Consider the following 13,926-nt stretch of genomic DNA (forward strand, 5'->3'; position numbering starts at 1 on the left):
TCACTATTTTACCAATGATACGCTAAAAACTTTTGTAGCATAATTATTGGCCAAAGCAGTCATGGTACTAGCTTGTGCGGCACCCACTATTGGCGTGGCCATTACATCAATACCATCCAAAACCTTGGCTACATCGGCTTTAATATCAATGGCAGTAGATTTAGTGCTACCGATACTTAAGTTTTGAGGAAAGTTTAAGGTAACTGTTCTATAGTTGGTGTTTAGACCTGTTTCTATTTTTATAGTTTTGGCGATAGCATTTTCATTAGCTGTACCACCAATTGCAGTAAAAATATAGCTGGTGTGCCACATCCAGGAAACATTGGTCATGCCATTCAACTGTGAAAGTTCACCAATTTGTAGGCTTAGGTTGTCATTGTATTTCGATTCAACACCTATACCAAATTTAATAGCTTTATATTCACCTGCAGGGATATTGCTTAATTCTACCAGTTCACGTTTATTGGCAGGATAGGTATAGTCTCCATCTTGTACGGCTACTGCAGATGTTTCTTCCAGTAAATAATAAGATTTGGGTACATTATACTCTTCACCATTGGTTTTAACCAATACCACATTGCTTACCCAATATCTAAATTTATTGAACTTAAAAGTTTTAGTTCCGGTAGTTAGATCTGTGTTTAAGGCAAAATCCTGATTGCCAAATACAGCGTCAAATTTTACGTCTACTTTTCCTGGTGTATCTTGAAAGATTTCGGTGCTTTCTTTTTTGCAAGAACTAAATAGAATGGATGTAATCATTATAGCTGATAATATTTTTTTCATTTTTTTATAACCTAAGGGGATAGTAGGTCCACTCCAATGCAGGTGAATGGAGCGGAAATACAACCCAGTTTTTTAATATAATTGTTGATTTTGGTAAAGAATAAGGAAAAATCATTCCCTTATTTAGGAATTAATAGCCATAGAAAGACAGCATCCTCTCCTAAGAATGTAAGCTTTACCATGGACCATAGATGAAACTAGGCTACCTTAGGTGGATGAAAAATGATATTCGCTTTGCCAATGGGCTTTTGCTGTAAATAAAAAGATGTTGGAGTTTCTAAGTCTGTTTCAAAAACACCAAATACTAAAGCAATTTCGTGTGGGGCTACTGTTTCAATAGCACGTTTAAAATGTTCTTGCTCTTGTTTGTTCTTTTGTTCGAGCTCCTTTAATTTAATGTCCAAAAAACATTTACCCTCGCAATGTAGCGTTGGTTTGTCTTTATTGGTACACAGAACCGAAGCAATGTAAGATTTGTTAAAATGGTAGGAGGTAGAAATAATAAAGTAGTTGAAGCAGTTGGAAATAATTCCAAACAATAATACAACTGCAATTAATCTTCTACATATTAACATTGCCGCAAAGTTAGGCAATGATATTTAAACAAACATAAGGATATCGAAATTATTTGTTATTTTTATCTAAAGGGGCCCTGCCAAACATGAGTACCAATTTACCGTCCTTATAAAAATTCAAGGTCTGATCGGCCACATCGTAGGTGAGGGTTTGTCCGCTAATCAGTTTCAGGAATTCGCCTTCCAGCTTGCTCTTGTTATCCTCTTCACAATACATTAACGTTCCACCAACGTTTTTGAAAGTCATACTATTACCGTTTACCTCAAAAGAACCAAACATTCCATTACATCCAGAATTACCACTAAGGCTGTTTTTATTCACTTGAAAAACGACGTAGGCCGTAGCATTTGGAAGGTTTGTTCCATTCATTTGTATCAGTTTCCATTTATGTTTTCCAATATAGGACAGTGTATTGTTCACTGATTTAGTTACAAGTGTCTTTTTTACAATACGTACTAATTTATAGGTATATGCCGAAGCATCTGCAGGCACATTAATTCTTTTGGTTCTTTTCACTTTTAGTACATATCTGTAGCCAACTTCATATTTAAAGCCCTCAATTTCACTATAAAAAAACTCCCAATCTTTACTGTTACTATATTTCACCTGATAGCAAGTGCGTGGTCCAACGCCTGTACAACTGGCCAGTTCTTCTTTAACCGTTAAAGTGAAAACATTGGCTTTTGCCAAATAAGAAGAACCTATGAGAAGAATAAAAGTGATGATATATTTCATCAGGCTATTTTTTAAAAGTGATTTCATTTTTTTAAGATTTAGATGAGCCTATGTTGTTTTTTCCATAAAACATAGAGGTTCTATTTAGGATAGAGCTTATAGTTGATGTTTGATTTTAGCGCATTGAATATGATTCGTCTATAATATTTTCTCAGCTTTATTTCCAGTTTTGGCTGATCCAAGTTCTCTTCAATATTCATGCCATTGAAATAAATGGTTGTTTTCTGATCATGTTCTGATTTCATGGTAAAAGCTACATCACTTAAGGTATCCTTATCTATAATCCAAGAGTTTAATTTATAAGTTTTTATACTTTTGGCATCCTTAATGCCCAAATTTTTTAATGTTTTTGAATTCAGTGGGGCTATGGTATCGAAAGTAATATGCTGTGCTTTGAGCCGGTTAACAATCTCTTCCTGGTTAAGGCGGAAAGAAATCTTACAATTGTAACATCTTAAGTTGCCATTGCTATTGTTATAATAATAATGCATAGGGGGAGAGGTGGCCAGCAATAGGAAGACGGTTGGAATGAAAACGAAAATAGGGGCACATTTGTTGATTTTTAACCTTGGGCAATTCGGAAGGTATCTAATGACCAAATAGGGGATAGGCAAGCACATGAGCACTATTAGGTCACTATAATCAATAATTCTAGAAGTTTGAATGGGACTGAATTGATTATATATATCAATTAAAGGTTGTGAATAGCTAGATTTCCAATAGCTAAATAATATCGCACTGATGATCAAATTCGAATATTTAAAGCTAGGAAATAGGTAGCCTAATAATAAGGGAAGTATAATAATGCCCTAAATGTCGGAGAGCTTGCCAGTAAACCAGTTATGGAATAGGTATTTTAACCAATGGTCGTTAATAAATAAAAAAGACAATGATAGGAGAAAAACATAATTAAGCAGATAATGTTTTCTTAGCTTGCCTTCCATGCTTTAAAGGTAAGGAATTAGATGGTGAGCATCAATGTTTCGCTATTGAAAAACACAAGAAATCATGTAGCACATAAAAGGCAAAAAAAAAGATGCCCAAAAAGAGCTAAAGAATTTGTGCACAGCTTTACTAAGCAAAGATTCTCGCTACCCTACTGAATGAGGGTAATACTTTTTGGACATCCTCGTAAAGGATTTTATCGATGAAAAACACTAACGCTGTAGATCTTCCATAATGATTTTGATCTTCTGGTTGAGCTTTTCTTCTGTAGCCTTAAAATCAGCTACTTTGGCCAGCGGCTCATTTACACTACAGTAAAACTTGATCTTGGGTTCGGTTCCGCTAGGACGTGCAGAAACAATACTGCCGTCGGCGGTAATGAACTGCAATACGTCTGATTTAGGAAAGCCAAGCGCCTGATAAGATCCGGTCTTGATATTGGTTTCCTTGTTTAGTTCATAATCTTTTAAGGTCACTACGGCAGAACCACCCAGGGTAGCTGGAGGATGGTTTCTAAATTTCTCCATCAGGGCCTTGATTTCCTCGGCGCCGGTTTTACCTTTTTTAGTAAGGGACACCAAATCTTCCTTGTACATGCCATATTTTACATACATCTCTATCATGGCCTGAAATAAACTACTGCCCTTATCTTTATAGAAGGCTGTCATTTCTGCAATAAAAGCACAAGAAATAACGGCATCTTTATCACGTACCAGATCGCCCACTAAATAGCCATAACTTTCTTCACCTCCAGCAATGAAGGTCTTTTTGCCTTTTAATTCTGTCATCACTTTTCCAATCCACTTGAAGCCTGTAAGTGTGTTGAAATAATCTACACCTTTCTCCTTGCAGATGGCTTCAATTAAACTGGTGGTTACAATGGTACTTACTACGTATTCATTTCCTGTTAGCTTTCCTTTTTCCTGCCAAGCAGTCAAAATATAATTGATCAATAAACTTCCGGTTTGGTTACCGTTTAGTAATACAAATTCGCCATCATTATTTTTAACTGCAATGCCCACTCTGTCGGCATCTGGATCAGTAGCCATCACCAAATCAGCATCGATCTCTTCTGCTTTCTTAAGGGCTAGGGTCAATGCTTCTTTTTCTTCTGGATTTGGATAGACCACTGTAGGGAAATTACCATCTGGCTGGCTTTGTTCTTCCACTATGTTTACATTGGTAAAGCCAAACTGTGCCAGGGCCTTGGGAACCAGGGTAATGCCAGTACCATGGATGGGCGAATAAACGATTTTCAGGTCTTTTTGCCGTGCAATGGCATCTGGAGAAACCGAAAGTGCGGTAATTTTATCCAGGTATAATTGATCTATTTGTTCTCCGATCAATTCTATATTCGAGTCTATTCTATTGAACTTAACTTCGTCAATGTTTTTAATGGCCGCTACTTCCTCCATTACCAATTTATCATCAGGGGAAGTAAATTGTCCACCATCATTTCCATAGGCCTTATAGCCATTATATTCTTTAGGGTTATGTGACGCAGTGAGCATTACCCCACTTTTGCAACCCAGTTCGCGTATGGCGAAAGACAATTCTGGCGTAGGGCGTAGGGCAGAAAAGAAATAGACCTTAATACCATTTGCAGAAAAAACATCTGCGGTAATTTGGGCAAATACATCAGAATTGTTCCGGCTATCGTGGGCTATGGCTACGCTGATGGATTCTCCAGGATATTTTTTGTGCAGATAATTGGCCAAGCCCTGTGTAGCGGTACCAATAGTGTATTTATTGATGCGATTAGAACCAGCGCCCATGATACCACGTAGCCCTCCTGTGCCAAATTCTAAATTCTTATAAAAGGCATCGGTAAGTTCAGTGTAAGCTTCTTGGTCTAAAAGTTTTTGTATATCGGCCTTGGTAAGGTCATCGTAGCTTCCGTTTAGCCATTGCTGTATGGTATTTTGCGTATTTTGATCTAATTGCATATATAATTGGTTAAAAGTTTTATTCAAGACAAAACAAATTTAAATCTGTTCAAATTAAATAAAATTAATTATTTCGATATTTTATTTTGCTGGTTTAGTTGAAATTAACAGTCTTTTAGTTATTTTCACGCCCCGTTACAATATTAATAAAAATACTCATTCTCTAATTTAAAAATGAAAATATTAAAATTTGGTGGTACCTCTGTAGGTAGTCCAGAACGTATGAAAAAATTGTTGGATATCATTAATCCGGCAGAAAGACAGATTGTAGTTTTATCGGCAGTGTCTGGTACTACAAATAGCTTAGTAGAAATTTCATCAGCGTTACTGAAGGAGGAAAAGAAGAAGGCCAGCGAATTGATCCATCACTTGCACCAAAAATATAATGATTTTGTAATAGAACTCTTGCCTGAAGGTGATTTTAGGGCGCAAGGCCAAGAAGTGGTAGATTATCACTTTAACTTTCTCTTGTCGTCGGCCAATAATATTTTTACGGCCATTGAAGATAAAGTGGTTTTAGCACAAGGTGAACTATTATCGACTACCCTATACCATATCTATTTAAAATCTATTGGTGTACCATCGGTATTATTGCCTGCTCTAGACTTTATGAAGATTGATGAGGATAATGAACCAGATATTCCATTCACTACAGCACACCTGGCACCTCTTTTGGAGGCGAATCCAACAAATAATCTATTCATTACGCAAGGGTTTATTTGTAGAAATAGTTTTGGCGAAATAGATAACTTACGTCGTGGAGGTAGTGATTATACTGCTTCTTTATTGGGCGCTGCTATCTTAGCGGAGGAGGTGCAAATTTGGACGGATATTGATGGTATGCACAATAACGATCCAAGGATTGTGAAAGGAACCAAGCCCATTTCGCATTTATCTTTTGACGAAGCAGCCGAGTTGGCCTATTTTGGTGCAAAGATCTTACATCCACAATCTGTATTTCCTGCACAGAAATATAAAATACCCGTACGCTTATTGAATACCATGGAACCAAAAGCCTTGGGAACGGTCATCAGTACGGAAAGTGAAAAAGGAAAGATTAAGTCTATTGCTGCTAAAGATGGCATTATAGCCATTAAGATACAGTCGAGCAGAATGCTATTGGCCTATGGCTTTTTACGAAGGGTATTTGAAATCTTTGAACGTTATAAGACCCCTATCGATATGATTACCACCTCGGAAGTGGCCGTGTCTTTGACAATTGATTTTACAGACAACCTGAATGAGATTGTAGATGAACTAAATTCATTTGGAAGTGTAGAAATTGATAGGGACCAAACTATTATTTGTGTAGTAGGTGATTTTAGCGCCGAAAAGCATGGTTACGCAGCTAAAGTACTCGATTCGATCAAACACATTCCGGTTAGAATGATCTCTTACGGTGGTAGTGCTTATAACATTTCATTGTTGGTTAAAACAGAAGATAAGGTTGAAGCCCTAAGAAGCTTGCACGACAGGATATTTGAGTAAAGATGATCTCGTCATTTCGACAGCCTATCCCGAAACTTTGGGGAAGAATGAGGATAACCGAAGCTCTACGGAGTAAAATCTGTTTTCAGAAGTGATTCGTTGACAGATTTCTCACTTAAGTTCGAAATGATGTATATATTTAAGCGAGTTTTAAAACCTGGAGCACGTAAAAATAAACCCATCCCGATGGTTATTGGGAGAAGGTGCGTAGCTTGCTTAAGGCTCAGTTTATTGCTTAGTTTTTCGCAGCGCTACAAGTTAGGATGCCGATCAACGGTAATAGAAATAGATAAAAACAATAATTAAAATTAATACAATTGATATGCGAATTCTTCTCTCGAATTCCTTACGTGTGATATTATTCCTTCTGTAATCGATGTAATTACCGAAGTAGATCACCGCTAGGAAGGCTAGAAAAAGGATAAGTATAAATTTCAAGATTATGTTTTCGGATAAAGATATAGCACATTTTTCTAATTTAGAAACTCCATTTTATTATTACGACCTTAATTTGTTGAAAGAGACATTGAAAGCCTGTAATAATGCGGCTAATGCCTATAACTTTCATGTGCATTATGCCATGAAGGCCAATTTTAATGACAAGGTACTAAAGGAGATAAAAGCAATTGGTTTTGGTGCTGATTGTGTAAGTGGAGGCGAAGTAAAAAAGGCCATAGAAACTGGATTTACCAATGGTAAAGTGGTATTTGCTGGTGTAGGTAAATCTGATAAGGAAATAAATTACGCTTTAGACCAGGATATTTTTTGTTTTAATGTAGAGTCGCTGCAAGAACTTCAAGTGATTAATGAATTGGCAGAAAAAAAGCAAAAAATTGCGAAAGTAGCTATTCGTATCAACCCGAATGTAGACGCACATACCCATGCCAATATCACTACTGGTTTGGATGAAAACAAGTTTGGGATCAACTCTTGGGATATGCCTGCTTGTGCTGATATTTTAAATATATCGGCTAATTTGGAATTTGTGGGCATTCATTTTCATATTGGCTCGCAGATTACCAATTTGGATGTTTATAAAAATCTTTGCGTACGTGTAAACGAATTCGCCGCTTGGTTTGAGGACAAGGGTTTTAAAATAAAAATATTAAATGTTGGTGGTGGTTTAGGTATTGATTACCATCATCCGAATGCGCAGATTCCAGCTTTTGAGGCTTACTTTAAGATTTTTGCAGATTTCTTGGAAGTTAAACCTTATCAGGAAGTCCATTTCGAATTGGGTAGGGCATTAGTTGGTCAGTCTTCATCTTTAATTAGCCGTGTACTTTATGTAAAAAATGGTAAGAAGAAGAATTTCATTGTTTTAGATGCGGGAATGACTGAATTGATGCGTCCAGCTTTATACCAAGCTTATCACCAAATTGAAAATATTTCACCAAGTACCACCGGGGTAACTGTAAAATACGACGTTGTGGGACCTATTTGTGAGAGTACAGATTGTTTTGGAAAAGAAGTTGCTTTACAGGAAACTTTTAGGAATGATTTGATTGCGATTAGAAGTACAGGTGCTTATGGGGAAGTAATGGCTTCCAAGTATAACTTGCGAGATGCCATTGTAACTGTTACAAGTGACGATATATAGTCTTTATATTTTTCTCTCTGCCTTATATTTTTATCATAAGGCAGGGAGAATAGCTTTAAGTTTTTCTTTTTGCAGCGATGTATACGAATACACCAACTAAAATGGCTATTCCGCCTAGATATGGTGGCCATTGTACCGTCTTTTCTCTGTCTGCAGTTATTTCTATTGGGCCAGCATCTACTACTTTTTCTTTCTTGGTATAGGTAAACCCTGTCCAAATTAATAGGATAAGACCTATGGCCATCAAAATTACGCCTAATGATTTTCCCATATCTTACATAGTTGGTTCGATATCCATAAACAAACTTTGTAGGGTATATGTTTTAGAAAGTATAGCCTAAGGATAGGCTAGAGGATAACATAGCCATATCTCCTTGGTATATAAGGTTGAACTTTTGATATTTTAAGAAGTAAGTTAATTGAAAATTTGAACGATTGATCCGATAATGATCGCCTTTGACCTGATGATCAAAACTTTCTGATAGCATTGGAGAAAAACCCATAAATAGTTTGAAGCCATGTCTTATGTTAACATTCCTTCTATGGTGAAAAATAATTTCTGAAGACAAACCTGTGGTCCAAACAGTTTGAAGTTTGGAAACGAGCAGGTTTTGGTAGGTCTGATCTCCATACAGGTTGCTCCTAAAGCTGGCATATTGGCCAAACTCTCTGGTCAACGAATTTTCAAAGTTGATCAAGCGATAATCTGTATTGCCCCTGTCGGAGGTGAAATGATAGCCGATAGAAGTTTGTAGGCCTACACCACCAACATTTTTACTGAATTTGGCTAAATAATTCTGTTTATTATTAGTGATGGTACGATCGATATGGTTATTGCTCGACTGGCCATAATATCCCATTAGGCCATAAGAAAAGTTAAGATGCTTATAGGTGTGCCCATGGGTAATGTTAAGTATGCCCAAGGTTATGCTTGCTTCCGAATCATAATCACTTGAACCACTAATGCCGCCACTCACATTTATTTTAGAATGAATGCTGTCAGCTACCATGGGCTTGGGCTTATAAGCAATGTCGTTGCCAATGCTGGCGGGAAGCAGATACCTGGTGCACGAAGAAACAAAGACAGATAGACATAGGAAAGAGGGGATAAGAAGTCGTTTCATTTAACTTTTGTGTGTTTAGCGAAATTGGGTAAGTTTTGTTCTTTTAAAAAAATAGGAGTTTATATTTCCATACTTTGGAGAACACTTGGCATTATAAAAAATCCTCTTCAAAAAAATCGGCTAACCCACCCAAAAAATATTCTTTAATGCCTTCCGTAAAATCGTCAAAGTCTTCATCAGGTATATTGGTTTGTACAAACTCTAAGGAAGTTCCTTGTTTATCGGGATGCAGTTTTATGGTAACAATTGATGGCTCATTGTCTTCGCCAAAATACCATTGCTGCACAATTTTCTTATTCGGTTCGAACGCTAAATTTTTGCCTACGATATCGCCGTCCCAAAAAGAAAATTCTGTGCCAGCTTCTTCAGTAAATTCCACCTCGGCACCAGTCCATAACTGAATGCTTTGTGCTTTCGTTAAGCCTAAATAAACTTCTTCGGGAGGAGCGGGTAGAGAAAGGTATTTTTTAAAGGTCTTCATTTTTTGTTTATTGTTTATTACTTCAAACGTTATTTAAAAGCATTCAGCCCTGTTACATCCATACCTGTAATTAATAGGTGTATATCATGGGTGCCTTCATAGGTAACTACGGATTCAAGATTCATCATATGTCTCATAATTGGGTATTCTCCTGTAATTCCCATGCCGCCCAGCATTTGGCGGGCGTTACGGGCAATGTCGAGTGCAATTTCTACACTATTGCGTTTGGCCATTGATATCTGTTCTGGCGTAGCCCGGTTCTCGCTCTTGAGCTTACCCAGGCGCCAAACCAAAAGTTGACCTTTGGTAATCTCGGTGATCATTTCTGCTAATTTTTTCTGCTGCAGTTGAAAGCCCCCAATAGGCTTGCCAAACTGCTCTCTTTCTTTTGCGTATCGAAGTGCTGTGTCATAACAATCCATTGCTGCGCCCAAAGCACCCCAGGCAATGCCATAACGTGCCTGGTTTAAGCAGCCTAGAGGTCCTTTTAACCCTTTTACATCTGGGAAAATATTCTCTTTGGGCACCCGAACGTTATCAAAAACAAGTTCTCCCGTAGCCGAGGCTCTCAAGCTCCATTTTCCATGGGTTTCTGGCGTAGTAAAACCTGCCATTCCACGTTCAACCACTAAACCTCTTATCTTGCCTTCTTCATCTTTGGCCCAAACTACGGCAATATCTGCAAAGGGAGCATTAGAGATCCACATTTTAGCCCCATTGAGCAGATAGTAGTCTCCTTTATCCTTGATATTGGTCACCATTCCGCCCGGATTGGAACCATGATCAGGTTCTGTTAGCCCAAAACATCCCATCAATTCACCCGTAGCCAATTTGGGCAGGTATTTTTTTCGCTGAGCTTCTGTGCCATAAGCATAAATAGGATACATAACCAATGAACCCTGTACCGAAGCGGTAGATCTTATGCCCGAATCGCCTCGTTCTATTTCCTGCATAATGATGCCATAAGCAGTGTAATCTAAACCAGCACCACCATATTCAACTGGAATGGTAGGACCAAAGGCACCTATTTCTCCAAGACCCTTGATCAGGTGCTTTGGAAATTCGGCACGTTGCGCATAATCTTCAATAATTGGGCTAACTTCCTTTTTTACCCAATCTCTTACGCTTGATCGGATCAATAAATGCTCTTCTGATAGTAGCTCGTCCAACTGATAGTAGTCGGGTGCCTCATAAAGATCTTTTTTGCTGGTTTTGTTCATTATCTAGCGATTTTTCGGTTTAATGCTGGTTTACCCAAAGTTAGCAAAATACCTTAATCACTAAATAAAAAATAGCTAATATTGCATTAATAATAAATGATAAATGTACATACAAACGGTAGCTTTAAAAGAGGTGAAGTTTCACGCACTTCATGGTTATTATCCGGAAGAACAATTGATCGGATGTCATTTCATGGTAGATGCCGAAGTGACCTTCATGCCTAATGGCGATACGGAAAACCTTTCGAAGACAGTTAATTACGAGGTCTTAAATGCTATTATCCGTCAAGAAATGGAGCATACTCAAAAACTGTTGGAAACAGTGGTTAAAAACATTATCGATAGCATTGTAAGTACCTATCCTTTTGTAATTACGGCAAAAGTAGGAATCAGAAAACTACATCCGCCCATGATCGGTGAAATTGGTTGTTCTTATGTGGAGCTAGCTTATAAAAGTGATCGTTAGTTACAATTGCTCGAACTCAATCATTTTATTTCGTTCTTTAAGAGGGATTTGTACAGGGCTTTTACTTTCATAATCATAAACTACGCATACTGTTTTCCCTTTACTGCACACTATTTCTTCTCCATTCTTCTCCTTAATAATAATGTACTCCAAATCGAAGCTTGTATTTCCAATTCTTGACGTCCTCACATAGATACTGATCTTGTCGCCCAGTAATATAGGTTTTAGGTAATTAATACTGGCCTGTCCAATCACTACACCTGTTTTTTTCCAGTCCCATTGAATGGCTTGTTGCCAATATTTCGTTCGCCCTATTTCCATATAGGTGAAATAAACAGCATTGTTAACGTGGCCCATCATATCGAGGTCTGTAAATCTCATTTCAAGTGCAGAACGGTACTTGAAAATGTCTGTTTTGCTTTCTATTACTGACTTTTTGTCTTTTAGTTTTTCCTTTTTACGCCAAAATGTCTTAAATATCATAATTTACGGGGTTGGAATATAATTTGAAGATGAACTATTATCTAATTAAAAAATAAAATAACGGAGGAATATAAAAATGAGTTTAGTGAAATTTAACAACAGAACAAGAAACACAGCACCTTACTTTAACAATGTTTTCGACTCTTTGTTTAGCGATGCCCTAAATAAAAACTACGGGTTGAATAGAGTGCCACAGGTAAATATATTGGAAACTGCGAGTGAGTATAAAATTGAATTGGCCGCTCCTGGTTTAACCAAGGAAGATTTTAAGATAGAACTTAAAAAAGATAACCTATCTGTTTGGGCTGAAAAAAAATCTGAGCAAAGTGACGAACAAAAAGATTATACCCGTAAAGAGTTTGAGTACTTGTCGTTTGCAAGGTCGTTTGTGTTGCCTGAAGGTATTGATTCCGAAAAAATTAGTGCAGAATATATAAATGGTATACTGAATATTACCATCGGTAAAAAAGATGAGGTCAAAAACGACCATAAAGAAATTGTAGTTTCATAATACAATGTTTTGATTTCCAAAGAAGTATTTCTTTGGGTGAGTTTAAGGTTAGGTGGGGTGCATTGCGAAATGTGGCCCCATCTTTTTTTAGACAGATTCTATAATAGCATTAGCATTTAGTATAAACTTTGCTTTTTGTACTTTTGCAGCATGCAACGAGAAATTCTAGATACCAAAAGGAAAGCTTTAAAAATTAACCTCAATGAAAAAATTTATGGAACTTTTGCCGAAATAGGTGCCGGACAGGAAGTTTCTAGAGCTTTTTTTAATGCCGGAGCGGCATCTGGAACTGTTGCAAAAACCATTTCTGCCTATGATATGACTTTTAGCGATTCTATATATGGGGCAGAAGAATCGGGAAGATATGTGAGCCAGAACAGATTGTTGAAGATGCTTGATCATGAGTATTCCCTGCTTAATGAACGATTACAAGGTAAGAAATACGAAAACAAAACCTTTTTTGCTTTTGCCAATACGGTTACCACATTAAACTATACTAAAACAAACGATCCACATGGTTGGATTGGGCTACGCTTTCAGAATGAGCCCGGAGGCTTACCTAATGAAATTTATTTTCACGTTCGCTTGCTCGATACTGATGTGCTTATGCAGCAAAGGGTATTGGGGATTATTGGTGTTAATTTAGTGTATGCCGCTTTTTACTATGCCAATGATAGAAAAGCAATGATAGAGTCGTTGGTAGACAACCTTAACGTGGGTTCGGTTGAAATTGACCTGATTTCTGTTCAAGGCCCCATATTTAGCGACGTAAATAATGTGCTCCTTAATCTTTACCTTATTGTTAAGGATTTTTCTACTGCCGCCATATTTGATTCAGACTCACATCCTAGGCAAGCTAAAGATTTGCTCTATAAAAAAGACGTCATGATATTGCGTACCAAATACGGTCAAAAGTCAAATCCTAACTTTAGCTTGTTCAATAAAGCCATCGACCAATTTAAGTTGGTAAACCGGGTCAATGATAGCAATCTATGTGTAATGATCGAGGTACTCATTACCAATGTCTTAACAGAAGCCCAGGAAACCCCAGACGACATCGATCTAGAAATTGTGGCCAAGAGGGCAGAAGAAATGTGCAAGACTGGAAATTTCGTGATCGTGTCGAACTTTACACGCAAGAACAGGTTGGCCAAGTATTTGGACAAATGCAAGCCAAAAAGTGTGGGCATGTCTACCAATATCAACAACCTCAAGTTTGTATTCAATTCCTCTAATTTTGGCGAAAACTATACAGGACAGCTGTTGAGTTACGTAAATGATATGTTTAGCCGTAATGTACGTTTATTTGCTTATCCGTTTTTGGATAAAAAGACCAATACGGTCATCACTTCTAAAAACATGCCTGTTTCTGCAGAAGCAAAGCCCTTGTTCGATTTCCTGATACTCAACGGCTATATTACCGATATTAATGATTACAACGAAGGAGCTAAAGTTGGTGTAGGGCAGGCGTTCGAAACAGATTGCTTCGTCGTACCTCCTCGCAAAGACGTTGTTATTGTCCGCCACTGCGGGGAACGGGCAGTCTTGTTTAAATGGAAAAGGGT

The 13,926-nt window shown here is 37.5% G+C and carries 15 protein-coding genes; 5 read left to right on the top strand and 10 right to left on the bottom strand.

The window, feature by feature from the left end; translation table 11 throughout:
• Positions 1-3: 3 nt before the first annotated feature.
• From JHD79_RS09900 to JHD79_RS09920, 5 genes are all read right to left on the bottom strand, one after another.
• Entirely contained in the window at positions 4-786 is a 783-nt protein-coding gene (locus JHD79_RS09900) for an MbnP family protein (protein WP_199119070.1), read from the bottom strand.
• A 197-nt stretch (positions 787-983) separates the two neighbouring features.
• Positions 984-1,361: a hypothetical protein gene (locus JHD79_RS09905; RefSeq protein WP_199119071.1), complete on the bottom strand. Its 378-nt coding sequence runs from the start codon at positions 1,359-1,361 to the stop codon at positions 984-986.
• 49 nt (positions 1,362-1,410) lie between these two features.
• On the bottom strand, positions 1,411-2,124 hold the full coding sequence (locus JHD79_RS09910) for a DUF4377 domain-containing protein (RefSeq protein WP_199119072.1): 714 nt from the start codon (positions 2,122-2,124) through the stop codon (positions 1,411-1,413).
• Positions 2,125-2,177: 53 nt separating this feature from the next.
• Complete coding sequence (locus JHD79_RS09915; protein WP_199119073.1) at positions 2,178-2,846, bottom strand: hypothetical protein; 669 nt, start codon at positions 2,844-2,846, stop codon at positions 2,178-2,180.
• Between the two features lie 408 nt (positions 2,847-3,254).
• A complete protein-coding gene (locus tag JHD79_RS09920) occupies positions 3,255-4,988 on the bottom strand; it encodes a phospho-sugar mutase (protein WP_199119074.1) in 1,734 nt (577 codons plus the stop codon).
• Positions 4,989-5,162: 174 nt separating this feature from the next.
• Here JHD79_RS09920 and JHD79_RS09925 point away from each other — a divergent pair, with 174 nt between their 5' ends.
• Positions 5,163-6,476: an aspartate kinase gene (locus JHD79_RS09925; RefSeq protein ID WP_199119075.1), complete on the top strand. Its 1,314-nt coding sequence runs from the start codon at positions 5,163-5,165 to the stop codon at positions 6,474-6,476.
• A gap of 442 nt (positions 6,477-6,918) precedes the next feature.
• Positions 6,919-8,076, top strand: a complete 1,158-nt coding sequence (gene lysA / locus JHD79_RS09930; RefSeq protein WP_199119076.1) for a diaminopimelate decarboxylase — start codon at positions 6,919-6,921, stop codon at positions 8,074-8,076.
• Between the two features lie 55 nt (positions 8,077-8,131).
• Here the strand turns inward: lysA and JHD79_RS09935 are convergent, their stop codons facing one another.
• From JHD79_RS09935 to JHD79_RS09950, 4 genes are all read right to left on the bottom strand, one after another.
• Positions 8,132-8,347: a hypothetical protein gene (locus tag JHD79_RS09935; protein ID WP_199119077.1), complete on the bottom strand. Its 216-nt coding sequence runs from the start codon at positions 8,345-8,347 to the stop codon at positions 8,132-8,134.
• Positions 8,348-8,399: 52 nt separating this feature from the next.
• A complete protein-coding gene (locus tag JHD79_RS09940) occupies positions 8,400-9,200 on the bottom strand; it encodes a hypothetical protein (RefSeq protein WP_199119078.1) in 801 nt (266 codons plus the stop codon).
• 91 nt (positions 9,201-9,291) lie between these two features.
• Positions 9,292-9,681 (bottom strand): SRPBCC domain-containing protein, encoded by a 390-nt coding sequence (locus tag JHD79_RS09945; protein ID WP_199119079.1) that lies wholly within the window; start codon positions 9,679-9,681, stop codon positions 9,292-9,294.
• A 29-nt stretch (positions 9,682-9,710) separates the two neighbouring features.
• Positions 9,711-10,901 carry an acyl-CoA dehydrogenase family protein gene (locus JHD79_RS09950; RefSeq protein ID WP_199119080.1) on the bottom strand — a complete coding sequence of 397 codons (1,191 nt, stop codon included), beginning with the start codon at positions 10,899-10,901 and terminating at the stop codon, positions 9,711-9,713.
• Between the two features lie 103 nt (positions 10,902-11,004).
• Here JHD79_RS09950 and JHD79_RS09955 point away from each other — a divergent pair, with 103 nt between their 5' ends.
• Positions 11,005-11,367 carry a dihydroneopterin aldolase gene (locus tag JHD79_RS09955; protein ID WP_199119081.1) on the top strand — a complete coding sequence of 121 codons (363 nt, stop codon included), beginning with the start codon at positions 11,005-11,007 and terminating at the stop codon, positions 11,365-11,367.
• Here JHD79_RS09955 and JHD79_RS09960 read toward each other — a convergent pair whose 3' ends face one another.
• Positions 11,368-11,850, bottom strand: coding sequence for a thioesterase family protein (locus JHD79_RS09960; protein ID WP_199119082.1), 483 nt, complete (start codon positions 11,848-11,850; stop codon positions 11,368-11,370). It abuts the gene before it with no gap.
• Between the two features lie 76 nt (positions 11,851-11,926).
• Between JHD79_RS09960 and JHD79_RS09965 the strand changes: the two genes are divergently transcribed.
• Together JHD79_RS09965 and JHD79_RS09970 are read left to right on the top strand one after the other, a co-directional pair.
• Positions 11,927-12,361 (top strand): Hsp20/alpha crystallin family protein, encoded by a 435-nt coding sequence (locus tag JHD79_RS09965; RefSeq protein ID WP_199119083.1) that lies wholly within the window; start codon positions 11,927-11,929, stop codon positions 12,359-12,361.
• Positions 12,362-12,511: 150 nt separating this feature from the next.
• Positions 12,512-13,926, top strand: a 1,415-nt coding sequence (locus JHD79_RS09970) for a hypothetical protein (RefSeq protein ID WP_233164637.1), incomplete at its 3' end; no start/stop codon positions are given.

This window comes from Pedobacter sp. ASV28 (genome assembly GCF_016428855.1).
Classification (GTDB): Bacteria; Bacteroidota; Bacteroidia; order Sphingobacteriales; family Sphingobacteriaceae; genus Pedobacter.